The organism is Clostridium sp. 1001283B150210_160208_E6 (genome assembly GCF_015669365.1).
GTDB lineage: Bacteria > Bacillota > Clostridia > Clostridiales > Clostridiaceae > Clostridium > Clostridium paraputrificum.
On record NZ_JADPAA010000004.1, the window covers coordinates 102,769 to 129,067 of the forward strand.

25 protein-coding genes and 1 other RNA gene are annotated in these 26,299 nt (G+C 29.0%); 22 read left to right on the forward strand and 4 right to left on the reverse strand.

The annotated features are described in order from the left end of the window. Positions 1-1,009 precede the first annotated feature (1,009 nt). Positions 1,010-1,189, reverse strand: a complete 180-nt coding sequence (locus I4V16_RS06620) for a hypothetical protein (protein WP_195966594.1) — start codon at positions 1,187-1,189, stop codon at positions 1,010-1,012. A 205-nt stretch (positions 1,190-1,394) separates the two neighbouring features. Here I4V16_RS06620 and ssrA point away from each other — a divergent pair. Then, positions 1,395-1,747, forward strand: a transfer-messenger RNA (tmRNA) gene (gene ssrA / locus I4V16_RS06625). Positions 1,748-1,834: 87 nt separating this feature from the next. Here the strand turns inward: ssrA and I4V16_RS06630 are convergent. Then, a complete protein-coding gene (locus I4V16_RS06630) occupies positions 1,835-2,635 on the reverse strand; it encodes a MerR family transcriptional regulator (RefSeq protein ID WP_049179292.1) in 801 nt (266 codons plus the stop codon). Between the two features lie 107 nt (positions 2,636-2,742). Between I4V16_RS06630 and I4V16_RS06635 the strand changes: the two genes are divergently transcribed. The 9 genes from I4V16_RS06635 (at position 2,743) to I4V16_RS06675 (ending at position 14,411) form a co-directional block, all read left to right on the forward strand. Next, a complete protein-coding gene (locus tag I4V16_RS06635; protein ID WP_049179293.1) occupies positions 2,743-4,470 on the forward strand; it encodes an ABC transporter ATP-binding protein in 1,728 nt (575 codons plus the stop codon). Positions 4,471-4,474: 4 nt separating this feature from the next. After that, positions 4,475-6,310, forward strand: coding sequence for an ABC transporter ATP-binding protein (locus I4V16_RS06640; RefSeq protein ID WP_195966595.1), 1,836 nt, complete (start codon positions 4,475-4,477; stop codon positions 6,308-6,310). A 226-nt stretch (positions 6,311-6,536) separates the two neighbouring features. Continuing rightward, the gene (gene bsh / locus I4V16_RS06645) at positions 6,537-7,523 is read left to right on the forward strand and encodes a choloylglycine hydrolase (protein ID WP_111937326.1); all 987 of its coding nucleotides are present in this window, start codon (positions 6,537-6,539) and stop codon (positions 7,521-7,523) included. Between the two features lie 119 nt (positions 7,524-7,642). Beyond that, positions 7,643-8,371 carry a MurR/RpiR family transcriptional regulator gene (locus I4V16_RS06650; RefSeq protein ID WP_049179296.1) on the forward strand — a complete coding sequence of 243 codons (729 nt, stop codon included), beginning with the start codon at positions 7,643-7,645 and terminating at the stop codon, positions 8,369-8,371. A gap of 187 nt (positions 8,372-8,558) precedes the next feature. Further along, complete coding sequence (gtfA, locus tag I4V16_RS06655) at positions 8,559-9,980, forward strand: sucrose phosphorylase (RefSeq protein ID WP_099328982.1); 1,422 nt, start codon at positions 8,559-8,561, stop codon at positions 9,978-9,980. Between the two features lie 17 nt (positions 9,981-9,997). After that, entirely contained in the window at positions 9,998-11,302 is a 1,305-nt protein-coding gene (locus tag I4V16_RS06660) for a PTS sugar transporter subunit IIC (protein ID WP_049179298.1), read from the forward strand. 11 nt (positions 11,303-11,313) lie between these two features. Then, complete coding sequence (locus I4V16_RS06665) at positions 11,314-12,726, forward strand: glycoside hydrolase family 1 protein (RefSeq protein ID WP_049179299.1); 1,413 nt, start codon at positions 11,314-11,316, stop codon at positions 12,724-12,726. 115 nt (positions 12,727-12,841) lie between these two features. Then, positions 12,842-13,798 (forward strand): carbohydrate kinase, encoded by a 957-nt coding sequence (locus I4V16_RS06670; protein ID WP_049179300.1) that lies wholly within the window; start codon positions 12,842-12,844, stop codon positions 13,796-13,798. 82 nt (positions 13,799-13,880) lie between these two features. Beyond that, entirely contained in the window at positions 13,881-14,411 is a 531-nt protein-coding gene (locus tag I4V16_RS06675; RefSeq protein ID WP_027098721.1) for a 2'-5' RNA ligase family protein, read from the forward strand. 41 nt (positions 14,412-14,452) lie between these two features. Here I4V16_RS06675 and I4V16_RS06680 read toward each other — a convergent pair whose 3' ends face one another. Next, positions 14,453-15,130 (reverse strand): Crp/Fnr family transcriptional regulator, encoded by a 678-nt coding sequence (locus I4V16_RS06680; RefSeq protein ID WP_027098720.1) that lies wholly within the window; start codon positions 15,128-15,130, stop codon positions 14,453-14,455. A 116-nt stretch (positions 15,131-15,246) separates the two neighbouring features. On the opposite strand from I4V16_RS06680, the gene I4V16_RS06685 reads away from it, so the two are divergent. The 3 genes from I4V16_RS06685 to I4V16_RS06695 all read left to right on the forward strand — a co-directional run bounded on the left by I4V16_RS06685 (position 15,247) and on the right by I4V16_RS06695 (position 18,072). Continuing rightward, positions 15,247-16,431: an MFS transporter gene (locus I4V16_RS06685; protein WP_111918368.1), complete on the forward strand. Its 1,185-nt coding sequence runs from the start codon at positions 15,247-15,249 to the stop codon at positions 16,429-16,431. Positions 16,432-16,560: 129 nt separating this feature from the next. Beyond that, on the forward strand, positions 16,561-17,277 hold the full coding sequence (locus I4V16_RS06690; RefSeq protein ID WP_027098718.1) for a membrane protein: 717 nt from the start codon (positions 16,561-16,563) through the stop codon (positions 17,275-17,277). Positions 17,278-17,358: 81 nt separating this feature from the next. Then, positions 17,359-18,072, forward strand: a complete 714-nt coding sequence (locus I4V16_RS06695) for a DUF434 domain-containing protein (protein WP_027098717.1) — start codon at positions 17,359-17,361, stop codon at positions 18,070-18,072. Between the two features lie 34 nt (positions 18,073-18,106). Here the strand turns inward: I4V16_RS06695 and I4V16_RS06700 are convergent, their stop codons facing one another. Continuing rightward, positions 18,107-18,847 (reverse strand): 3'-5' exonuclease, encoded by a 741-nt coding sequence (locus tag I4V16_RS06700; protein WP_049179302.1) that lies wholly within the window; start codon positions 18,845-18,847, stop codon positions 18,107-18,109. Positions 18,848-18,975: 128 nt separating this feature from the next. Between I4V16_RS06700 and I4V16_RS06705 the strand changes: the two genes are divergently transcribed. From I4V16_RS06705 to I4V16_RS06745, 9 genes are all read left to right on the forward strand, one after another. Beyond that, the gene (locus I4V16_RS06705) at positions 18,976-19,656 is read left to right on the forward strand and encodes a hemolysin III family protein (RefSeq protein WP_051195991.1); all 681 of its coding nucleotides are present in this window, start codon (positions 18,976-18,978) and stop codon (positions 19,654-19,656) included. Between the two features lie 103 nt (positions 19,657-19,759). Next, positions 19,760-21,247, forward strand: coding sequence for an aryl-sulfate sulfotransferase (locus tag I4V16_RS06710; protein ID WP_049179304.1), 1,488 nt, complete (start codon positions 19,760-19,762; stop codon positions 21,245-21,247). Positions 21,248-21,259: 12 nt separating this feature from the next. Then, entirely contained in the window at positions 21,260-22,180 is a 921-nt protein-coding gene (locus I4V16_RS06715; protein ID WP_049179305.1) for an ABC transporter substrate-binding protein, read from the forward strand. Further along, positions 22,180-22,899: an ABC transporter ATP-binding protein gene (locus I4V16_RS06720; RefSeq protein WP_207745416.1), complete on the forward strand. Its 720-nt coding sequence runs from the start codon at positions 22,180-22,182 to the stop codon at positions 22,897-22,899. The genes I4V16_RS06715 and I4V16_RS06720 overlap by 1 nt, the downstream gene beginning before the upstream one ends. Beyond that, positions 22,886-23,632 (forward strand): ABC transporter permease subunit, encoded by a 747-nt coding sequence (locus I4V16_RS06725; protein ID WP_027098711.1) that lies wholly within the window; start codon positions 22,886-22,888, stop codon positions 23,630-23,632. Before I4V16_RS06720 ends, I4V16_RS06725 begins: the two co-directional genes overlap by 14 nt. Positions 23,633-23,724: 92 nt before the next feature. Then, on the forward strand, positions 23,725-24,219 hold the full coding sequence (locus tag I4V16_RS06730) for an HTH domain-containing protein (RefSeq protein WP_195966597.1): 495 nt from the start codon (positions 23,725-23,727) through the stop codon (positions 24,217-24,219). A gap of 6 nt (positions 24,220-24,225) precedes the next feature. Beyond that, a complete protein-coding gene (locus I4V16_RS06735) occupies positions 24,226-24,630 on the forward strand; it encodes a WYL domain-containing protein (RefSeq protein ID WP_347707996.1) in 405 nt (134 codons plus the stop codon). Positions 24,631-24,702: 72 nt separating this feature from the next. Then, positions 24,703-25,314: a GyrI-like domain-containing protein gene (locus I4V16_RS06740; protein ID WP_195966598.1), complete on the forward strand. Its 612-nt coding sequence runs from the start codon at positions 24,703-24,705 to the stop codon at positions 25,312-25,314. Between the two features lie 105 nt (positions 25,315-25,419). After that, positions 25,420-26,292 carry a class I SAM-dependent methyltransferase gene (locus I4V16_RS06745; RefSeq protein WP_195966599.1) on the forward strand — a complete coding sequence of 291 codons (873 nt, stop codon included), beginning with the start codon at positions 25,420-25,422 and terminating at the stop codon, positions 26,290-26,292. Positions 26,293-26,299 lie beyond the last annotated feature (7 nt).

Below are 26,299 nucleotides of genomic sequence, written 5' to 3' on the forward strand. Positions count from 1 at the left end.
TATAGATCGGCAGTGGTAATTATGAAAGTTTTATTTGTGGGAATAGGATTTTGATTTTAAGTTGAGTTTGTGAGAGCGAAGGTACGAGGTAAGATAAAAAAGATAATCGGGATAAAAGAGATAATAAAGTTGAAGAGGAAACTCTGCTGTCGCTAGAGTTTCTGGAATATATAGATTGGAAGTGGTAATATGAAAGTTTTATTTGTGGAAATAGGGTTTTGATTTTAAGTTGAGTTTGTGAGAGCGAAGGTACGAGGTAAGATAAAAAAGATAATCAGGATAAAAGAGATAATAAAGTTGAAGAGGAAACTCTGCTATCGCTAGAGTTTCTGGAATATATAGATCGGAAGTGGTAATTATGAAAGTTTTATTTGTGGGAATAGGATTTTGATTTTAAGTTGAGTTTGTGAGAGCTAAGGTACGAGGTAAGATAAAAAAGATAGCCAGGATAAAAGAGATAATAAAGTTGAAGAGGAAACTCTGCTGTCGTTAGAGTTTTTGAAATATATAGATCGGCAGTGGTAATATGAAAGTTTTATTTGTAAGAGAGAAGTTTTGATTTTAACTTAAGTTTATGAGAGAAGAGTGAGAGTGATTAATTTAAAATTTTTATTTGGATTTTATTTACTGTTATGATATAAGAGCAGAAAGTTAAGAAGTTAAAAAGATAAGAAGTTAAAAAGTTATAGGAAAAATGCGGGGTTAGGAAGATAATAAGGATGAAAATGATAATAAAGATGAGGATGAAACTTTGCTTCGTTAGCGTTTCTTTTTTTAGTTAAATTAAAAATAAAAATAATATTATTAATATAAATAATAAATCTTAGAAAAATTCTTTTATAATAAAAATTCTAATAAATATAACAATATATAAATATAACAATATATAAATACATAGCAAAAATGCAGATTGAGGGAGGAGTTGGTGGAGCTATGAATTATTTTATAAAATAAAAAAATAGCTTCAAAAAAATTTTGGAAGCTATAGAGAGAGTTTTTAAATAAATTTTTATATATTTTCTATAGTGAAGTTATAAAATGGTTGGTATTCTACTGAAGTTGATTCTCCTGTGATTAAAAATAAAGCATATGCTAAGATGTACATGAGAATTAAAACTAGAAGAACAGTTCGTAAGGTTAATCTTTTTTCTTTTATTACCGATAACACATCGCTGATCCAAATCTCCATAAATTTTTCTCCTTTGTTTAATAAGTTCAGTAGTAGTATTCTCTTTTATTTATAGAATTATTTTCAAAAAATCATATTTATACGTGGCAATTATTTCAGAGGGCCGTCACATTGACAGTGAATTTTTTATATTATATAATGAATTCACTGAAGAAATTAAAAACTAAATATTGCAATTTGTTTTGAAAGTTCTTCTTATCAACATGGGGGCGTTTTGGCTTCGACGGGGGTAAGATGGGTTTGATAAGCGAGCCGAGGTAAGCATGTTCCCTCGTTAATCAAGTATGCATTAAAGATAAACGCAGAAGATAATTTTGCATTAGCAGCTTAATATAGCCGCTCATCAGTCCAGGATGCCTACGTCTTGGGTAGCTGGTGTCATAAAGTAGGAAACGAAGTCTAGCAAAGCTTTGAGCTAGAGGGGTATTTATGAAGCTAGGGAGTGAGGAGTTTGTTTGTGAGCTAACTCATGACCGAAATTTTAATCACAAACTACGCTCGTAGAAAGTCAGGCTGGTCTGCTTTCGGACACGGGTTCGACACCCGTCGCCTCCACCATAGAAAAAAACTGTACTTTTAGTAGTACAGTTTTTTATTTTCACAAATTTAATTTTCCTTTTTATTAGAACTCCTTAAGTATTTAAATTAAGTATCTTCTACCATTATTTCTATCTTAACACAGTATTGATTTTCATCTTTTGTTGAAAGTTCATTTAGGGGATATTCCTCATAGGCATCACTACATATGCGTAAATTATTTTCTTTTATAAACTCATATAATTTTTCATAAAGATCATCAGATTCTCCATAAGCACATCTTCCATAGAAAACTGCATACTTACCTTCAGGCTTATATGAATTTTGTTCATTTATAGCTTTAAAGTAATATTGAGTTACATATAAAGGAGTTCCTGCTTCAATGTCTTCCTTACTAATAATAGCACCAAGGGGATAACCTATATCAATTCCATTTTCATAAGCGAAATTATAAAATGAAATAGCAGACCCATTAGAGGAGTCTTTAGAAGCTATAGGGCCTAAGAAAATAGGTTCTTTCTTTTTGTATTCAATATTTATACTATTTTCTTTATATTTAATAGCTTCCTCTGCCATATCAACATAAAGTTGCATAACTTCTAATATACGCTTAAGCTTTTTTATTTCAGTTAATATATGTTTTTTCTGTGAGCTAAATAAGGAGAACATTTCTTCAGGAGTACGTATATCAATATATCTTCTTATTTCTTCAATTCCGATTCCAATTTCCCTAAGAGAGGTAATTAAATATGCTGTGGTTAATTGATTTCTAGTATAATAGCGGTAGCCATTTTTACCACGGAATTCTGGTGACAACAGTCCAATTTGATCATAATATCTTAAATTTTCACGTTTAATACCTGTAAGAGCAGAGAACTCCTTAATTTGCATATTAGACCCATCTTTCATAATAACCTCCAAATTTTAAATTACTATTGACATTAAAGTTACTTTAAGCTTTATAATACCACTGAAAATAAATTTTATCAAAATTACTTACATAATGGAGGTAAACTATGAAGTATTTAAAACTATTCCTAAAAGAAAGAAAAGGCAAAGTAGGAATAACATTAATCATGCTTTTAGGACAAGCAGTAGGGACATTATTAATTCCATTTCTAATAGCAGGGATTGTAGATAATGGAATTTTAAAAGGTGATATGAATGAGATTCTTAATATAGGTGGCCAAATGCTATTAGTTCTTTTAATAACAACAGTGGCAGCTGTACTAGGAAGTTATTATTCTGCTGACCTTGCTGCAGTGTTTGGATATTACATGAGAGATAAGATTTTCCGTAAGAGTCAGGAGTTATCTATTCATGACTTTGACACTATTGGAGTTTCTTCTATGATTACACGTACAACTTCAGATATTTCTAATCTGCAACAGACTTTTGGGTTGGTCTTACAGCTTATAGTTCCAGCCCCACTTATTATTGTTGCATCTATAGCTATGACAACATATACTAGTTTAACTTTAGCATTGGTACTTATTTTATCTGTAGTAATATTTATAGTTTTTGCTAGGTTAGTACTTAAGAAATCAATATTTATTTCTAAAAGGGTTCAGGATAAATTGGATTATATTAATCAAGTAATAAGAGAATCTATTACTGGAATCCGTGTTATTCGTGCTTTTGGAAATGAAGAATACGAGGAAGATAGAGCAGGTAAAGCCTTTAAGAATTATGCTACAGATATGATAAAGCTAAATAAGATATTTGCTGTATTAAATCCTACAATATGGCTTATGATTGGCGTGTCCGTAGCTATTATAGTTTGGGTAGGTGGAGTATTTTCTATGAAGGGGTCAATGGAAATTGGCCAGATAACTGCTGTAACTGAATATTCTATTATTACATTAAGCTATTTAATATTGGCTACAACAACAAGTGTTACTCTTCCTAAAATGAAATCATGCCTTGATCGTATAGAGGAAGTTTTGGAAATCAATCCAGAGATTCAGGATTTTAATATAGAAAAGAAATGTGCAAAGGACGATTGTGCAGTGGTTGAATTTGAAAATGTGTCTTTCTTTTATAAGGGGGCAGAGGAACCTGTTATAAGAGATATATCATTTTCATGTAATAAAGGTGAGACAACAGCTATTATTGGAAGTACAGGCTCTGGTAAGAGTACTATTGCTAACCTTATTTTAAGGTTACATGACATAGATCAAGGAGAAATTCGAATAAATGGTGTGGATATAAGATGTCTTTCTCAAAAGGAATTAAGAGATACAATTGGTTACGTTCCTCAAAAAGCCTTTTTATTTAGTGGGACAATTGAGGATAATTTAAGGATGGGATATAAAGAGGCAACTAAAGAAGATATGGAGAGAGCATTAAGTATTTCTCAATCAAAATCTTTTGTAGATAAATTACCTATTGGGCTAAAGTCTGAGGTCTCCCAAGGTGGATCAAATTTCTCAGGTGGGCAGAAGCAACGTTTGTCTATTGCAAGAGCTCTAATTAGGAAGGTCCCAATTTATATTTTTGATGATAGTTTTTCTGCTTTGGATTTAAAGACAGATTCAGCACTTCGTAAATCACTTAAAGAAAATATGAGAGATGCAGCTAAGATAATAATTGCACAGAGAGTAAGTACAATTATGGATGCAGATCAAATCCTTGTGTTAGATGAAGGAAAATTAGTTGGCATTGGAAAACATATTGACTTAATGAAAAACTGCTCTGTATATCAAGCAATTGCTAAAAGTCAGATGAGTATAGAGGAGGTTTGATTTTATGAAGAAGGATAAAAAGAAAGAAACAGTAGTTTTTAGTGAGGATATTCCTAAAAATACAAAGAAAACTATTAGAAGATTAATGGAAACATTAAAAACTCAAAATAAGAAGTTAATAATTGTAGGTGTATTAGCACTACTTAGCAGTATATTTTATGCAGTTATTCCACTTATGGTTGGGGTAGCTATAAATAATCTAGTAAATGCAATTAATAGCTTTGATAAATCTGTAAGTGTTTTATCAATGGTGGCGCAGGCACTAGCTATGCCAGTTTTAATGCTGGTACTAATATCTATTGTTAATAGTTTTCTTACTTATATCCAGCAATATATAATATCTAGTGTTGGAGAGAATTTAACTTTATCATTACGTAAAGATATTAGTAAGAAAATAAATAAGCTTCCATTGAAATATTTTGACTCACATAAAAAAGGGGATGTTATGAGTAGAGTAACAACTGACCTTGAAAAAGTATCCCTAGTAATGCAGGTCGGTTTTATGCAGTTTATATCTTCTTGTTTTACAATTATCTTTACAATTATCTCAATGCTTATATTAAATTTAAAGTTATCCTTATTAATTTTTATATTCATTGGAATTAGTGCTATTGCAACAAATTATGTATCAAGTTTAAGTCAACGTTATTATGCATATAATTTTGATGCTATGGGTGAATTAAGTGGAAAAATTGAAGAAGTGTACTCTGGAAATCCTATTGTAAAAATATTTAATCAACAAGAGAATGTAATTCAAGAAGTGACTGAGCTTAATAAAAAGCAGTTTGAAGCTAATAGAAAGGCTCAGTTTATAGATTTTGCTATATATCCAACTATTCGTCTTTTAAATCAATTAGGATTTATAGCAACAGCTATTGTAGGCGGAATAATGACACTTAATGGACAGATTTCATTAGGTGGAATTCAAGCGTTTTTACAATACGTAAATCAAGTATCTGAGCCTGTAACTCAAGCTTCTTATGTTATTATGTCTCTACAATCTGCTATTGCTGGGGCTGAGAGAGTTTTTGAGTTATTAGATGAAGAAGAAGAGGTTGCAGATAATAAGTTAAATGAATTCTCATTTGATAAGAATCTTATATCTAAGGGAAAGGTAGATTTCAAAAATGTAAAGTTTGGATATACAGATGAGAAAACTTTAATTAAGAATTTAAATCTTGAAGTAAAACCAAATGAAATGGTAGCTATTGTTGGGTCAACAGGTGGAGGAAAAACTACATTAATTAACTTGATAATGCGTTTTTATGAATTAAATGGAGGAGCTATATCAATTGATGGAGTTAATATTAATGAGATTCCTAGAAATATATTGCGTAGACAAATTGGGATGGTTCTTCAAGATACATGGCTATTTGAAGGGACAATAGCTGAAAATATTGCTTATGGTAAGATGGATGCTACTCGTGAAGAAATAATAGCTGCTGCAAAAGCTGCTTGCTGTGACCATTTTATTCGTACACTAGAGCATGGATATGATACAGTAATATCTAGTGAAACATCTAATGTTTCTCAAGGACAAATGCAGCTCTTAACTATTGCTCGTGCTATGTTAACAAATCCTACAGTTATGATATTAGATGAAGCTACATCAAGTGTAGATACAAGGACAGAAGTAGAAATTCAAAAGGCTTTATCAAGACTTATGAAGGATAAAACGAGTTTTGTCATAGCACATAGATTGTCAACTATTCAAAATGCAGATATGATTTTAGTTGTTAAAGATGGAGATATTATAGAAAGAGGAACTCATCAAAGTCTTCTAGAACAAAATGGTTTCTATGCATCTCTTTATTACAGTCAATTTGAAGTGGCAAATTAGATGATTTAATAAAATTTATAGGTAGAAATGTATGAAAAAGAACTAGATTACAAATATATAATCTAGTTCTTCTAAGTTTTAATTTAGTATTCTTTTAATTATGTTATTCAGCTATTTGAGGAACAAAAAAATAATCCTATAAGCTAGTAATTATGTGGATTAGTATAATATTATCTAAATTAGGTTAATGTAATTTTAATAAAAGCTTTATTAGGAGGTAGTAAAAATGTGTACAGCATTAACTTTAAAAACAAAAGATGGATATAGTTTATTTGGAAGAAATATGGATTTATCATACTCTTTTAATCAAGCAGTTACCTTAGTACCTAGAAATTATGAATATAGAGATAGAGTTACTGGAAATATGAAAAAAACTAAATACGCAATATTAGGTATGGCAAGTGTTATAGGTGATTATCCAGCATTTGCAGATGCATTTAATGAGAAAGGGCTAGGATGTGCAGGTCTAAATTTTCCTGGTTACTCTTACTTAGAAGATAAGCCAGTTTTAGGCAAAAATAATTTAGCTCCATATGATTTGATTATATGGATACTATCAAATTTTGAAACTGTAGATGAGGTTTTAAGAGAATTAGGAAATGTAGAATTAGTTGCAGTTCCAATTGATGAAAAAACACCACTTCCAACTCTTCATTGGATTGTTGCAGATAAAAATGGAAAATCTATAGTTATAGAAAAAACAAAAGAAGGTTTAAAATTTTATGAGAACCCAATTGGAGTTATGACTAATTCCCCAACATTTGATTGGCATTTAACTAATTTGAATGAGTATATGAAAACTACGCCAATTCAACCAGAACCTATAAAGTGGGGAGATAAAGAATTAAAACCATTAGGAGTAGGCCTTGGAACAAATGGATTACCAGGAGGATTTTCAGGAGTAGATAGATTTGTAAGAATAGCATATTTAAAATCAACTTTTTCAGAAGCAGAAGATTTAATGACTGGGATAAGTCAATTTTTTCATATGTTAAATAATGTAGCAATGCCAAAGGGTGCTGTTATAAGTGATAATTTAGATGATATAACCTTATATACTTCATGTATGTGCCAACAAAAAGGTATATATTATTATACAACATATAACAATAATGGAATAAGTGCTATAGATATGAATAAAGAAGATTTAGATGCTGGGGAAATTAAGAGATTTGAGTATTTAGATAAATTACATATTACGTATCAAAATTAAAGTTCATTTATTTTATTGTTCTAAATAATTGATATAAGAAATAACTAGCCTTTTATATTACCATAACTCTTTTAATTTAAAATATTTTATATTATCATAAATATTAAGGAGATGGTTGTATGTTTAGTTATGAAGTAATTCAAAGCTTAAATGACCTAGAGCTTTCTGTATATAACTATATAGTAGAAAATTCACATAAAATAATAAAGATGAAAATAAAAGATGTTGCTAATGAGGCCCATGTATCAACTACAACTATTTTGAGGTTTTGTAAAAAACTTGGATGTGATGGTTATTCAGAATTTAAGGTTAAGTTTAAGCTATATTTAGATAAGAAGGTTGAAAATGGTCAAAAAGATGATTTGGATGAAATCGTAGACAGCCTGAAAAAATACAAAAATAAGGAGTTTCAGGATAAGTTACATAATATAGTAGATGTTATAAGAGAGTCTAAAGGGATAATTTGGATTGGATTGGGCAATTCGGGGGCTTTGGGAAAGTATGGAGCTAGGTACTTTTCAGGAGCAGGAAAATTTAGTTTAGCAATTGATGATCCATATTTTCAAATAGAAGGAAATGTATTTGAGGGATGTTCTGTTATTGTTTTATCTGTGTCAGGCGAAATAGATCAAACTATTAGATTAGTCAATACTTTAAAATCTTTAAATTGTAATATAATTAGTATCACAAATAGAGAAAATTGTACTTTAGCTAAAATATCAAACCATAATATTTCATATTATGTACCGTATACTAAACATAATATGAATGATATGACAACTCAAATTCCTGTTATGTATATAATAGAAACATTAGCAAGAAGACTATTTAGTGAAAAATTAAGTTAATATAAAAGACCTACAAGAAAAATGTCAAGTGTTTGTAGGTCTTTTTTTGTGTAAAAAAATATATTTTTTACTTTGTAATAAAATTCTTTGAAACCAATTACATTTTTTATGGTCCTAATCTTACTGACAAATTAAGTTTTACCATTATATAATGACATTGTGAAATTTATACAGGAGAGGAGAAGCTATGAAAAAGGTAGAGAATAAAATAATGCTAATTACATATTCTGATTCTCTAGGAAAGAATCTTTCAGAATTAAAAGAGATTTTAGATAAGCATATTAAAGATGCTATCGGCGGAATTCATATACTACCTTTCTTTCCTTCATCAGGGGATAGAGGATTTGCTCCAATGACTTATAAAAAAGTAGATCCAGCCTTTGGAACATGGAAAGATATAGAGGAGTTAAGCAAAAAATATTTTCTAATGTATGACTATATGATTAATCATATTTCAGCGCAAAGTGAATATTATCAAGATTTTCTAGGCAAAAAAGATGAATCAGAATATAAGGACTTATTTATAAGATATAAGAATTTTTTTGAGAATGGTGGTCCTTCTGAAGAACAAGTAGATATGATTTATAAAAGAAAGCCAAGAGCACCATATGTAATGGCAAATTTCAAAGATGGTACAGAAGAAAAAGTATGGTGTACCTTTGATGAAGAACAAATTGATATCCATTGTGATTCGCAAAAAGGAAAAGAATTTGCTAAAGAAAACCTTGAGTTTTTAGCGAAGAATGGAGCTGCAATGATAAGGTTAGATGCCTTTGCATATGCGACTAAAAAAATAGATACAAACTGTTTCTTTGTCGAACCGGAGGTATGGAACTTACTAAAGGAGTGCGATGAAATATTAAAGCAATATGATGTAAAGCTTTTACCAGAAATTCATGAACATTACTCAATGCAATTAAAGATTGCAGAAAAAGGATATTATGTTTATGATTTTGCCCTACCAATGCTTTTATTAAATGCATTATATTATGGAAATGGTACTTATTTAAAGAACTGGCTTGATATATGTCCTAAAAATCAATTTACAACATTAGATACTCATGATGGTATAGGAGTAGTTGATGTAAAGGACTTAATGCCAGATGAAGAGATAATGAGAACTAAGGAGGATGTATTTAAGTTTGGAGCAAATGTAAAGAAGATATATAATACTTCTGCTTATAATAATTTAGATATATACCAGCTTAATTGCACATATTATTCGGCATTAGGTGATAATGATAAGGCTTATCTTTTAGCAAGAGCAATTCAATTTTTTGCACCGGGGATACCTCAAGTTTATTATGTTGGTATGCTTGCAGGTAAAAATGATCTAGAGCTTTTAGAAGAAACAAAAGTAGGTAGAAATATTAATCGTCACTACTATACTAAGGAAGAAGTAGCTGAAGAAGTTAATAGAAATGTAGTTGGCGATTTGTTAGAGCTTATGAGATTTAGAAACACTCATAAAGCGTTTAATTTAGATGGTGATATAAACGTAGATTTAGATGGAGAAAGTATCATTACAATAACAAGAAAATATGAAGAAAATTATGCTACATTAAAAGCTAATTTAAAAACATATGATTTTAAAATTATACATTCATGATAAAAGGAGAGAATAACATGAAAGAAAAAATAAATAATTTTATGAATGATACAATAATACCAAATATACTTAAGTTCGTTAATCTTAAAGGGATTGTAGCTTTAAAGGATGGAATATTATTTACATTACCATTATTAATGATAGGGTCTATATTTCTATTAATAGCTAATTTTCCATATCAACCATTTACAGATTTTATTAATAGCCATGGTTGGGCAGATCCATTAGCACAAATTAATGGTGCTACATTTAATATAATAGCATTAATAGCTGTTGTTGGTGTTGCATATTCTTATGTTAAGAATGAAGGATATGAGGCTTTATCAGCAGGGGTTATTGCATTTGCAGTTTTTCTAATTGTAACTAATTCATATGCTGTAAATGGAGATGGTGCAAAGGTTACTAATGTAATATCAAAGGATTGGACTAATGGACAAGGTATGATAACAGCTATAATCATTGGTTTAGTAGTTGGTGCTGTTTATTCTTGGTTTATGAAAAAAGGTATAAAGATAAAGATGCCTGAAGGAGTTCCAAGTGGTGTTGCTAACTCATTTGCGTCATTAATTCCAGGAGCTGTTTTAATTACAGGTGCAATGTTTGTTTATGTATTCTTTAAATTTGTGTTAGATACAACAATGGTAGAATTTATATATAAAATAATTCAAACACCATTACAAGGTATGACTGACTCAATAGGTGGAGTAATAGTGTATTGTTTAATTGCTACTATTTTATGGTGGTTCGGTGTTCATGGAGGAACTATAGTTACAGGAATTATGTTACCAATATTACTTTCAAATATTTCTGCAAACCAAGCAATTATAGATGGTGGTAATGCATTAACTATTGCTAATGGAGCTCATATTGTTACAGATCAATTTACATCTGCTTACATAAATCTTACAGGTACAGGTATTACTCTAGGTCTTGTATTATATATGGCATTCTTTGCAAAGTCAACACAATGTAAACAACTAGGTAAATTATCATTAGTACCAGGTTTATTCAATATAAATGAGCCAGTTATTTTTGGTACTCCAATAGTAATGAATCCATTCCTACTAGTACCATTCGTATTAACTCCAACTGTTGTAGGTATACTTTTATATTGTGCAGTTAGCTTTGGTTTAGTTCCACCATTTAGTGGTGTTGTTGTTCCTTGGACATGCCCTCCAATTATATCAGGATTCTTACTTGGTGGATGGAAAATGGCAGTAGCTCAAGTTGTAATATTATGTATCTCATTTGGAATCTACTTCCCATTCATAAGAAAAGTAGATTTAATGAATTTAGAAAACGAAAAATTAGCTAATAGATAGGGAGTAATTATATGTACTATAGTAAGACGAAAAACTTCCCAGAAAACTTCTTGTGGGGTGCTTCAACATCTGCTTATCAAGTAGAGGGAGCATATAATGAAGATGGAAAGGGATTATCAGTTCAAGATACAAAAGATGTTGTACCAGGTACTACAGACTTTAAAGTAGCAAGTGATCATTATCATAGATATAAGGAAGATATTAAGCTTTTTGCAGAAATGGGATTTAAGGCATATAGATTTTCTATAGCTTGGACTAGAATCATACCAGATGGTGATGGAGAAGTAAATCCATTAGGAGTTAAGCATTATAGTGATCTTATAGATGAATGTTTAAAATATAATATAGAACCAATAGTAACAATGTATCATTTTGATTTACCGGATGCTCTAGATAAAATTGGTGGATGGGGTAATAAGAGAACAATAGCTGCTTTTTGTAAATATGCAAAAGTTCTATTTGAAAACTATGGAAATAAGGTTAAGTATTGGCTTACTATAAATGAACAAAATATGATGGTTCTTCATGGCGCTGCTATAGGAACTGTTAAAGGAAAGGTAAGCGATGTTCAAAAGGAGTTATATCAACAAAATCACTATATGTTACTTGCGCAAGCAAAAGTAATGAAAATGTGTCATGATATGTGTCCTAATGGAAAGATTGGTCCTGCACCCAATATTAGTGAGGTATATCCATTAACATCAAGACCAGAAGATTTTCTTGCAGCTCAGAACTTAAATGCTATTAGAAATTGGCTTTACTTAGATATAGCTGTTTATGGTAAATATAATCCTCTTGCATGGAGCTACATGGAAGAGAAGGGGATTATACCTGAAATTGAAGAGGGAGACTTTGAAATATTTAAAGCTGCTAAACCAGACTTCATAGCTTTTAATTACTATAATACTTCTACTGTTTCTGAAAGTTTAATTACAGATGAAAAAGTAGGTCCTGATGATGGTGATCAACAAATTGAATTAGGAGAAAGAGGAGTTTATAAAGCTGAATATAATCCTAATTTAAGAAGAACTCCATTTAACTGGGAAATTGACCCTGTTGGATTTAGAGCAACATTAAGAAGTGTATACGAAAGATATCATTTACCTGTAATAATTACAGAGAATGGTTTGGGTGAATATGATGATCTTAATGATGATGAAACTGTAAATGATGATTATAGAATAGATTATTTAAGAGAACAAATTGAGCAAGCTAAACTTGCAATTACAGATGGTGTTGAATTATTTGGATTTTGTCCTTGGTCGGCATTGGATTTAGTAAGTACACATTCTGGCTTTAAAAAGCGTTATGGATTCATATATATAGATAGAGATGAATTTGATTTAAAAGATTTAAAGCGTATAAGAAAAAAGAGTTTCTATTGGTATAAAGATGTTATAAATAGTAATGGTGAAATACTATAGAATTATAAGAGTGTAGAGAGTAGCTTACATTAGTAGATTAATAATCTGCTGATGTAAGCTTATTTTAGAGCTTAATAAAATTAATTGCAAATTTAGAAACTAAGGAGAATTAGTTATGGGAAATAGAGTTTTTTGCATAGGTGAATTATTAATAGATATGATTTGTGTTGATAACAAAGGACTAAAGGATGGAGAAAAGTTTGAAAAAAAAGCTGGCGGGGCACCTGCTAATGTTGCTGCAAGTATTAGCAAATTAGGTGGAAAGTCATATTTTTTAGGTCAAGTAGGTAATGATTTCTTTGGAACATACTTAGTTGAAATGTTAAAAAGTTTAAATATAAACACAGATATGACAGTGAAAGATGGAAATACTACTTTAGCTTTAGTTGGAATTGATGTTAGTGGAGAACGTAATTTTGATTTTATTAGAGGAAGTGATGGAGATTATTCGTTTGATAAAATTGATACATCTAAAATAACATCTTCAGATATAATTCATTTTGGATCAGCGACAGGTTTTTTAGATGGAGAATTAAAGAAAACATATTTCAGTTTATTAAAATATGCTAAAGAGAACGGTATATATATATCATTTGATCCTAACTATAGAGATACATTAATAAAAGATTATATGTTAGACCAATTTGTAAGTGAGTGTATTGAGTTTTTGAAGGTATGCAATTTTGCGAAGTTAAGTGATGAAGAATTAACATTAATAACTAAAGAAAAAGATTTAGATATTGGAGTTAAGAAGTTGCATGAATTAGGAGTTAAGGTTGTTACTATAACAATAGGTTCTAAGGGAACATATTTAAGTGTTCAAGGAGAAAATAGTATAATTCCATCAATAAATATCAAACAAGTAGATTCAACAGGTGCTGGAGATGCGTTCGTTGGAGCTGTATTAAAGAAAGTGGCTGAAATAAAAGATAAAAAGAGTATTACAGTTGAAGAATGGAAGAATATAATTAGTTTTGCTAATAAAGTTGGAGCAATAACTTGTACTAATTATGGTGCGATACCGTCAATTCCAACATTAGATGAAATAGAAGTATATTTTGATGGAGTTTAAAGTTTATTATTAGATTTTTGTTAATCTATTTTATATAATCATCTTAGAGTTATTTATAAATATAAATTTAGTGGAGGAAAATATGTATTTAGTATCTTTATATTTTGATGATAAAGCAGCAGTAAGAATAGAAAGCTTTATAAATAAAGTATCAGAGAAAAGTGGCAATACTTTTATGACTGATAATAATGTTCCACCACATATAACTATTGCATCATTCCAAACTAATGAGGAAGAAAAAGTTATAAAAATATTAGATGAAAGAATTAGAGAGATTAACAGAGGAATAATAACTTGGGCATCAATAGGAATATTTAAATCATCTGTTATATTTTTGGCACCAATTTTAAATGAATATTTGCATAATCTATCAGTTAATATATATGAAGGTATATCTCTTATAGAAAATATATCTATTAGTAAATATTATCTGCCATTTCAGTGGATGCCACATACAACTATTGCAAAAAAGTTAGCTAAGGAAGAGTTGATCTTAGCATTTGAAGAGTTAGAAAAGAATTTTAATATTTTTAGTGGAGAAATAACTAAAATCGCATTATCTAAGACAAATCCTTATGAAGACATTATTGTATGGAATTTAGATAATAAGTAATACGTATAAAAAAACTGTACTTGTTTTAGTACAGTTTTTTGTTATGAAAAAGCAAATAATCTAAGTTTCTTTTCGTTTATCACTTCTACCTTTTTATATCCAAGGGATACTAGTCCTTCTTTTTCAAACTTATTTAAAAACTTAGTTACAGTTACTCTACAGCTACCAATAAGTTGAGCAATTTCCTCATGGGAATAATCAATAATATATGTAGAGTCATTTTGATTTTTCTTAAAATATACCCCAAGGCGTAATAGTAGTTGAGCAAGCTTTTTATCAGAACTTAAAAATGCCATACTATTAACCTGAATGGATAAATTTTGTATGGATAGGGACATAAGATGGAACATTTGAATCATTAATTCAGGATATTTAGTAAGATAGGGATACAGCTCATTTAAATTTATTGAAATTAATTCAACATCTGTAGCAGCACTAACAGAGGTTAATCTAGAGCCATAACAAAAATATGAAGACTCACCTAACAGCTTTCCCTGTCTTAATATTTCAATTGTAAGTTCAGTTCCTTGATCTGATATTAAAAATATTCTAACGCGACCAGATTTTATTAAGTAAAAATTATCAGCTCTATCGTCTTGAAAATATATAATCTCATCTTTTTTGTATCTTTGTATTGTACCTGCGCTTTCAAAGACTTCATAAAATTCAGGTGTAATATCTATTGAAGAGCCAGGAAGAAATTTATAGCTTGTACCCATTGTAATCACCATTAATATAAAAAATTTATTTATTAAATTGTAGTATAGACTACAATCTATTTTCAAGTATGTTATTAAAATAAATAATGTTAAAAATAAAGAATGGAGATATAGCGGTGGAAATGAAGGAAAGATTATGGACAAGAAATTTTATTTTAGCTTTAGTTATTACAATAGGAGTGAATCTTGCATGTAACTTGTTATTATCTACAATCTCAATTTATGCAAAGCAAATTACTAGTACTGATGCATATGCAGGTGTTATGACTGGGGCATTTACTTTAGCGGCATTATTTATAAGAATAGTAGCGGGAAAAATGTTAGATAAGATTGGTAGAAGAAAAGTATTGATGTTTGGTGTTGGAATTACAGTATTATCAACTGTTGCATATTTACTTACAAATAATATTTATATAATTATTTTTTTAAGAGTGATGCAAGGAGTTGGTTTTGGTATATCGTCAACAGCAATTGCTACAATTGTAACAGATGTTACTCCAGAGTCTAGAATGCTTGAAGGTATTGGTTATTCAGGAGTAGGAATAACTATTACAACAGCAATTGGACCATCTATCGCCTTAGCCTTAGTTGGGGAGAATTATGATAAATTTAATGTATTATTTATAGTAACAGCAGCTGTAGCTTTATTTACTATTTTACTTTCGTTTAAATTATCTTATAAAGAAGTTGTTTCTAAGAAAGAAGAAGGAACTTGTGATGGTGAAGGAATTTCTATTAGTAAAATAATTATTCCATCAATAGTATTATTTATAGCAGCAGTTGCAGAAAGTACAATTTTAGCCTTTGCTGCATTATATGGAATTGAGCTTGGCTTTAGCAATATTGGATTATTTTTCACTATTAATGCTATGGGGATACTTGCATCAAGATTATTTATAAATCAAATAGTTAATAAACTAGGAACTAATGTTGTAGTATCTAGTGGGGTACTTATATTTGCAGCTTCTATATTTGGAATTGCTGTAACTAAAACTTATATAATGTTAATAATCATGGGATTTTTATGTGGTGTTATGGTTGGTTCATTGTTACCTATAGTTAACCTTTTAATTTTAGACTCTGCAAGTAAAAGTAGTAGAGGTATGGCAAATGCTATATATTATGCATTAATAGATGGGGGATACGGTATAGGTTCTATAATGTGGGGGCAAGTTGTTGTAGCTTGTGGATATAGATGGATTTATGCATATTCATCCATTTCTCTAGTTGTGGCATTTTTAATATTTGTAACAAGTATAGTTAAGAGTAAAAGAAAAAGTAGCGAAGCTTTAGGGTGTTGATAAAATTTTGACAAAGTTGCAAGCTTAATATAGAATATTTGATAGAATTTAAAATATTACAAAAAAGATATTAAAATGGGAAAGTTGTAGCACGAAATTCAGCAAAAAATAAAGCAAAGGGTGAAAAAATTGAATAAAGCAATTAATTTAACCAAAAGACTAATATTATTTTTTATAGGAATGAGCATTATACAGTTAGGAGTAGCATTATTTCTTAAAACAAATATTGGTTCAGACCCATTTACAGTTTTTACTCAAGGCTTAGCAACTATTTTAAATAGGACAAGCTTAAAGGAACTTTCAATAGTACAGTTAATAGCTGGAAAGACTGAGGTGACTCCAGGAGTTGCTAATATGATAATATTAATAGTTTTATTTACTATTATAATTTTAGTAGATAGAAAGAAAATAAAAATAGGTACTTTAATATGTGTTGTTGGAGTTGGTCCTATAATAGATTTTGGGGTAAGGATAGTTTCTTACTTTCCAGTAGAATCCTATAATTACTTAATAAGGGCTCTATTAGTATTGTTAGGATGTCTTATTATTGCAGTAGGATTTTCAATAATGTCTGAAAGCGATCTAGGAGTAGCACCAAATGATATTGTTCCCTTTATTATTCAAGATAAAACTAAAATAGAATATAGGTGGATAAGAATTATTTTTGATGGAGTATTCCTTTTATTGGGGTTTGTTTTAGGTGGAAAAGTAGGAATAGGGACTATAATTTCAATGTTAAGTACAGGACCTTTTATACAATTCTGTTTACCTTATGGAAGTAAGTTAGTTAAATTCATATTAAATACAAAGAATCATTTAGATAATGAAACAGTTATTGCTGATTAAAAGAAAATAGAATATTTATATGTATTTTTATAGTATTTAGCCTAATAATATTAATAAATAAAATATTTAAGGAAATTTATTATGAGTAAAATAACAAGACGAGGCTATGTACCTACAGATGAGAAAGAATTTAAAAATCAAAACTTATATAAGTTATATAAAGCATCAGATGATTTATTGTATTTATTAAATAGAGGATACAAGATTAAGGGAGCTTCAACTTTCGTAGGCAATCATTATCTTTTATCTGAAAGACAAAGGCTTGCATTAGTAAGAGGAATATCTAAATATGATGATGTTATAAAAAGAAAAGCTAAGGAAATTACTAACCTTTCAAATATAGAAGTGGTACATATAGATGGATTTAATACAATAATAACATTAGAAGTTGCTTTATCTAATTCTTTAATTATTAAGTCTATGGATGAAACTATAAGGGATTTAGCAGGACTTAGAGGGACTTATTCAGTTATAGATAAAACTGAGGTTGCAATTAAGTTAATAGGTGAATTTTTATTAGAACATAAAATTAAAAAAGCTATATTTTATTTAGATAGGCCAGTTTCCAATTCTGGTAGGTTAAAAATGAAGATTCTAGAGATGTTTGAAGGTTTAGAACTTCAAATAGAAGTAGAGAATATTGATAATGTAGATAGTGTTTTGAAATCAAAGGAAAATGTAGTATCTAGTGATGCAATAATTCTTGATAATTGCATTAGTTGGGTTAATTTAAATAGAAATATTATAGAAGAAAAGCTATCAAATGAAAATTGTATAGACTTTAGTAAAAAATAGTAGCTTTCACATAATAGGTGAGGCTACTATCTTTTTATTCATTTAAAGGTTTAAGAAATTGATTAGTTTTACCCATATTGTAAGCTAATTTTATCATGCTTATTTCTTCAGAAGTTAGTTTTCTATTATACATTTTTTCAATTTGTATAATTAGACCATCATAATCAATTATTTTTTTAGGCTCCGATTTTATTCTAATAGTGTTATGAGAATAAGTTTTTGCTTCTATTGAATCATTATATAATTTTTTGAAAATCTCAGTTGTATAATAGGCATCATTAAAAGCATCATGAAGTTCATCACTTATAGAGATGTTTAAAAAATCCAGAGCATTTTTTAGTCCAATCCTTTTTCCACTTGGAAGTTTAAAATATTTACTTGCATAGTCTTGAATATCTATATAAAGTTTAGGAAGATTTTCAATTGGAAGCTCAAAGTAAAGAATGTTTTTATACAATTCCTTTAGGTCTACAGTTCCCCAAATAATAAATGTAATATCTTCTTTTCCTATAAAATTCATAAAGTCATAATAAACCTCTATAAAGTTCTGAGAAGTAGAAACCATTTTATCAGTAATCTTTGTTAATTCTTGAATGTAAGGAAGAATATATTTATAAACAGTAGGTTTAATTAATTTATTAAATGTTGAAATAGTTTTAAAGTTTTCATCAAGTTTTAAAGCTCCAATTTGTATTATTTCAAAGGGTAATTGAAGAACTTTATCTTCTTTATTACAACTTTGATTAAACTCCAAATCAAATATAATATATTTCAAATCTACCACCTCGCTTAAGAATAGTATACACAAATTTAAAGGGATAAGTAATTTTTAAGTATTTTATAAAGCTATAGGTATTATAATTATAGGTAGGTATATGCATTAAGTAAAGGAGTAATGTCATTATGAAAAGGAAAGTTAATAATAAGGAAGAAAGAAAGCAAGAACTTCAAAAACTAAATGAACCACCAGTTTTGACTATTCTAGAGGAAGTAGGAAATGCTATAACACATGGTGTTGGAGCAGTATTAGCATTAGTTGGTTTCATATTGCTATTACTAAAATCAGATACTGGGATGAAGGTAATGGCATCTTGTTTTTATGGAATTAGTTTATTTATTTTAATGTTGATGAGTTGTTTATATCATTCATTTAAAAGTGGCTCTAAGGTAAAACGAATATGGAGAAGGTTTGATTATGCATCTATTTATCTTCTTATTGGTGGTACTTTTGCTCCACTATATCTAGTTTATTGGGGGAATACCTTAGGAATTGTACTTTTCTGTATACAATGGTCATTAATTGTTTTTGGAATTATAATGCTTGCTATCTTTGGTCCAGGAAAGTGGAAATGGATACATTTTACTTTATACTTCACTATAGGATGGAGTGGTCTTATAATGTTACCTGACTTCTTCCATAATAATATACCATTATTATTTATGATTTTAATTGGTGGAATTGTTTATACAGTTGGAATGGTTCCATTTGCAAGAGATAAAAAGTATGATCATTTTATTTGGCACTTTTTTGTGTTAATAGGGGCACTATTGCATTGGTTTGGAATTTATTTATTTGTATATTAATATAAAATGGCATATCTATCTAATTATGATAGTATGCTTTTTTTTAATATATTTTGATGATATAATATTATGCGCTAATAGTTAGATTATAGGAGGTGAATATATGGAAGAATTACTAAAAAAACAAAATGAAATAATAAAAGGTATAGAGTCTAGATATGCAGAAGAAAATTATACAGAATCTAATCCACTTATAGTATTGAATCCATTTGACACTTGTCCATTATCAGCTTTAATGAAATTTCAAACTGAAGAAGAATGCTCAGTAACTATATTTATTGAAGAAGATATTGAGAAAGAGTTTAAAGAATTGAAAAAGGATCATGAAATACCTATATTAGGTTTAATTGAGGATAAGGATAATTGTATAAGATTTATATGTAATTATGAGGGGAATAGAAAAGAAGAGTTTGTGTATTACATAAAAACTTCAAAGTTACCTGAAGGATATCCTAATATAGAGTTAATTACATGTGATGAAAGTAATATGTATGATGGTATGATGGCTATGTCTTTAGGAAGAGCAGAAGGTGTAAGAACTGTAGAGCATTTATATTCTATCATAGATAATAAAGCACAAGTGAGATGGCTTTATACTGGAGTATCTTGTCACGTGTTTATGAAGCTAAAGAATGGGAATTTAATAGTAGATGCGCCAATATCAAGTGGTATTTGTGGAGCCTATACTGCAGCTGGTTTTATAGAGATTGATATGCTTGGAAGAATTATAAATTTCTTTCCTATAAAATATGGATTACATCATGATGTAATTGAATTACCAAATGGAAACTTCTTAGCTATTACTCAAAGAGAAAATACTAAACAAGATTTATTGGTAGAGATAGATAGAAATACTAAAGAAGTAATAAATGAATGGGATTTTAGAAAGATATTAGATTTTAATAGAGAAACTGTTATTGATAAAATATCTGTAAATCATCTATTGGATTGGTTACATCTAAATTCATTAGTATATGATGAAGAAAGTAATTCTATAATTGCGTCATCAAGAAATCAAAGTACTGTAGTTAAATTTGATAAAGATACATCTGAAATAAAGTGGATATTAGCTCCTCATTATGGATGGAATGATGAACTTAAAAAATATTTACTTAAACCAATAGGGAATGATTTTGAGTGGAGCTATGCTCAACATACACCTTCATTAACTAAAGATGGGAATCTTGTTATATTTGATAACGGAAATTTTAGGAGTTATGAATTAGAAAAGGCAGTTTTAGCACATAATAACTATAGTCGTGCAGTTGAGTATGAAATTGATGAAGAGAATATGACTGTTAATCAAGTGTGGCAATATGGTAAGGAAAGAGGAAATGAGCTATATTGTGCATATTTAGGAGCTGTAAGAATTCTTGAAAATAATAATAGATTAATATGCTTTGGGGGGATAACTAAGGATATATTCGGTAATCCAATAGATGATATGAAAAGTAATAGAATGAAAAATCAAATTACTATAGTAGAAATATCAAAGGGCAAAGTGGTTTTTGAAGTTAAATTAAGAGATACTGATATAACTAAGCCAATAGGTTATAAATGTTATAGAGCAGAAAAAATAAATTTATATTAAAGGAGAAACGTTATGAAGAAGATTAGAAAAAGCTTGTTATTAGTAGCAATGTCATTAGTTATGATCATTTCATTAATAGGGTGTACTTCTAATAAAGGAACACAAGATGAAAACACTAAAATTAGATTAGGAGTAATGTCTGCAGCTGATTCAGCACCAATTTTATTAGCACAGGAAAAAGGATACTTTGAAGAAGAAGGGGTAAATCTAGAACTAGAAATATTCACAAATGGAGCTACAAAGCAAAGTTCAATTCAAGCTGGTGAGCTTGATGCTGCAATGCTTAGTATGATTCAATTCTTAAATAATGTTAAAGGTGGATTACAAGCTAAGATAACTACAACTACTGATGGAATGTTCCCAATTGTATTATCAAAGAACTTCCAAGAAAAGAAGGATGTTAAAGTTGGATTAATGGAAGTTAGTGTAATAAACTTCTTAGCTGATCAATATTTAACTGATTACAATGTAGAAAAAGTATTCATTAATGAAATGCCTTTAAGAATGCAAGCATTAATGGAAAACAAGATAGATATGGCAGTTTTACCAGAACCACTAGCTTCAAATGCTCAACTTAAAGGATTAGAGAAGAGAGTATATGGTAAACCTGATGACTATACTCCAAATGGAATAATCTTTACAGATGAGTTTATAAAGAATAACCCTAACACTGTTAAGGGATTCCATAAAGCTTATAACAGAGCTGTTGAAGATATAATAAATAATCCAGAAGAAGCTAAGGATATATTAGTTTCAAAGTTAGAGTTAAATTCAAAGGTAAAAGATTTAATGGTATTACCAACATATCACAAAACAAGAGTTCCTGATGAAAGCTACTTAAAGGAAATCGAAGATTGGACTGAAAAACTACAAGGAAATGAATTAAACTTAGAATATAAAGATGTAGTAACGAAGGATTTTGTATCTAAATAATGTTAGAAGTAAAAGATCTATATGTTAGTTATGGGGAAAGAGAGATATTGAAGAACATCTCTTTTTCCTTATATAAAGGGGAAACACTTTCAATAATAGGTCCATCAGGATGTGGGAAAAGTACATTGTTATTATCTCTTGCAAATCAAAAGGAAATAAAAACGGGAAATATTTCAAATGAATTTAAGGATACTAATCTCATATTACAAAGCAATGGTCTTTTTCCTTGGAAGACTGTAAAGGAGAATATAAAGTTAGGTCTTATAGTAAAGGGTTCATCAAAAGAAGATATGGAAAAATACATAGATAAAATAGCTTTAGATTTAAACATAAAACATGTTTTAGATAAATATCCTGCTGAAATAAGTGGAGGAGAAAAGCAGAGAACGGCTTTGGCCAGGGCGTTAGTTTTAAATTCAGATCTTTTATTAATGGATGAGCCTTCATCAGCTTTAGATTCAATAAACAAAGAAAATTTTCAAAATATACTATGTAAAATACAAGAACAATATAATATGTCATACATCATAGTTACTCATAATATAGAAGAGGCTGTGGTGTTAGGTAAAAAGATAGCTATTGTCATAGATGGTGAGATAAAGAAGGTTATAGATAATGAATTTTATGGACAAGGGAATATAAGAAAAAGTTATAAGTTTTTTGATAAGTGTAATGAAATAAGAGATGTTTTAGAGGGATTTAGCAATGAAAAAGTTTAATAATGTGTACAAATATATTTATGCAATAACAGTAGTATTTATATTTTGGTATCTACTTCACATTATATTAAATTCTTTTGTAATTCCTAATCCAATAGACGTTATATCAAGGCTTTTTAAAGTAGGATATGGTATTATTTCAACTCACCTTATAGCAAGTCTTTTAAGATTACTTATAGCATTATTAATTACAACTATACTAGGATATTCTATAGGAATACTAATTGGGGTTAATGATAAACTGGATAATTTAATAAGCCCTATAGTATATTTGTTTTTTCCAGTTCCAAGAATAGCATTTTTACCAGTATTTATGATCTTATTTGGTCTTGGAAATACTTCTAAAATAGTATTAATTGTAGCAATAGCAATATTTCAAATAATAATATCAGTTAGAGACGGAGCAAAGGAAATACCTAATGAGCTTATATTATCTGCTAAGTCTTTGAAGCTTTCAAAATCTCAAATGATGAAGCATATTTATATTCCAGCAACCTTACCCAGATTATTTACAGCTATGAGAATAGCTTTAGGTTCAAGCATGGCAGCACTATTTTTTGCAGAAAATTATGCCACAAAGTATGGGATAGGATATTATATTATGAATTCTTGGATTAAGGTTGATTATGAAGGAATGTATTGTGGAATAATTATAATAAGCCTTTTAGGTATAGTTATGTTTAAGGTAATAGATATTTTACAAAGTAGAATTTGTAAGTGGCAAATTAAGTAGTTATAAATAGCACAACTATTTTTATGAAAGTAGTTGTGCTTTAATATTTGTTATATAATATTTATATAGTTTTATAGGGGATAGTGGGAGTTATGAAGATAGATAGATTAATTTCTATAATAATGATTTTAAATAATAAGGAACGAGTTACAGCCAAGGAGCTAAGTGAGAAATTTGATGTTTCTATAAAAACAATTCAAAGAGATATCGAAACTATAGAGATGGCAGGTATACCAATAGTTTCTTATAAAGGTCATGAAGGTGGCTATGAAATAATAGAAGGTTATAGAGTAAATAAAGCTTCTATGACAAAAAATGAAGTGGCTTTATTAAAGAATTTATTAGATGGAATAAATGAAACTTATAGAAATAAAGATGTTTTATCATTAATTAATAAGCTTGAAGTTATAGATAGTAATTCAACTGAAGGTAATAGATTTATTATAGATTTTTCTAGGTGGGGAAATAGTAGTGAATTAACAGATAAAATAAATATTATAGATAATGCTATAAGCCCAAATAGGTGCATTGGATTTAAATATAACAATAGTAATGGCGAAAGTAGTAATAGAAAAATAGAGCCATAGAAAATAATTTTTAAGGCTCTTAATTGGTATGTTTATGGGTATTGTACCTTGAAGAATGATATGAGAGTATTTAAATTGACAAGAATTAAGAATTTGGAAATATTAGAAGAGAAATTTGAATTTAAAGATATAGATATAGGTAATTTATTTAAAGAGCCAGAGCTAGAAACAATAGAAGTTATTTTAAGAGTAGCTAAAGAAATAAAAATAATATTAGAAGATAGCTTACCAACTTATGAAACAATTGAGGAAGAAAATAACTTTGTTACTATAAAAACAAGTTTGCCATATAACAATTGGGTTGATAGTATGATTTTAGGATTTGGGGACAAGGTAGAGGTTTTAGAACCAAAGTTTCTAAGGGAAAAGCTTATAGGAAAAATAAAAGGTATGTATGAAATGTATAGGTAATAAGACACAGAGATGTCTTATTACTTTTTCTATACTGAAGAGGAAATAATAATTATAAGGAGTGAATTAATTATGGCTACAAAAGTAGATTTAAAAAAGGTTAAAAAAGAGTTATTTAATGTGAAAGTGGGAAAATTTAAGAAGGTGTATTGTGATAAATCATATTATATTGCATTAGATGGAGAAGGAGACCCAAATAATAATGAAGACTATAGTAATAAAGTAGGGGCTTTATATAAAGTAGCTTATGGAGTTAAGATGTCTTATAAAAAACAAGAAAAAGATTTTGTTGTTATGCCTTTAAATGGTTTATGGTGGTCTGATAATTATGATGATTTTATAGATAATAATAAAGAAGGCTGGAAATGGACTATGATGATTGAGCTGCCAGACTTTGTAAAGCAAGGGGATATAGAAAAGAAAAAGGAAGAGTTATTAAAAGATGAGTTAGGTAAATATATAAAAGAAATAAGATATATTGAGTATACTGAAGGAGATGCCTATGAGACATTATATGTTGGACCATATAGTGAAGAGGGAGAGACAGTAAAAATGCTTCATAATACTATAGAGGAGAATGGATACAAGTTATCCGGAAAGCATAATGAAATATATTTAAGTGATCCAAGAAAAACAGAACCTTTAAAATTAAAAACCATAATAAGACAACCTGTTTCTAAGTAATAAAACCTGTACAGTAGATCTGTACGGGTTTACTGTTTTATATTATAAAAGTTAGCAGTATAATATCTAAAAGTAGTTATGTAAGATATATTAGGGGGAATTATAGTGGATAGGAGTTATGAGGAATTTTGGGATAAGATTTCATCTATTGAAGAAGAAGATTTTGATGATGAAAAAATAAATAGGCTACTAAGATGGAAAGATATTAACGAAAATTTATGTGGAGTAAGAACGATACTAGATATAGGGGCTGCAACTGGAGCTTTTTCTATCCCACTTTCAAAAATGGGATATGATGTAACACATTTTGATTTATCTCAAGATATGATAGATAAAGCAAAAGATAAATCGCAAGGAATAGGTAATATTAAATTTATTAAAGGAAATGCTATAGACCTTAGTCTTTTCAAAGAAGATGAATTTGATTTAGTTCTATGTTTTGATGGTGCAATATCTTTTTCTGGTAAGAATTCTAATAAAGTAATAAAAGAGAGTTGTAGAGTTGGAAAAAAATTAATGTTAACTGTATCAAGTAAGAGCTGTATGGTGGCAACTTGGTTAAATTACAGTCTAAGTAAGTTTGGAAGAATTCACCCTTCAGTAAAAGATATGATGGTAGCAGGGTATTTCAATAAAGCTAATTATGATGATGTTAGTGAGTTAACAAGTATAGATGAAATTAAGGCATATGATATAAAAGAATTATATGATATTTTGATATCATATAATATGAGAGTTATTGAATGTAGGAGTTTAGGGAGTTTAACACATTTATATTTACTACATTTATATAGACAATATAGTACTAAAGAAGTTAATGAAAAAATTAATGAAATTAGTTTGGATAGTGAGTTTGTAGAACTATGTGATTATTATGATAAAGAAGTAATGAACTCTGGAATGGGAAGCTTTAGAAGGGCAGGAATAATTGCAATTGCAGAAAAAATAAATGATAATAGTATAGAAAAAAGCAAGTAAGGAGCAA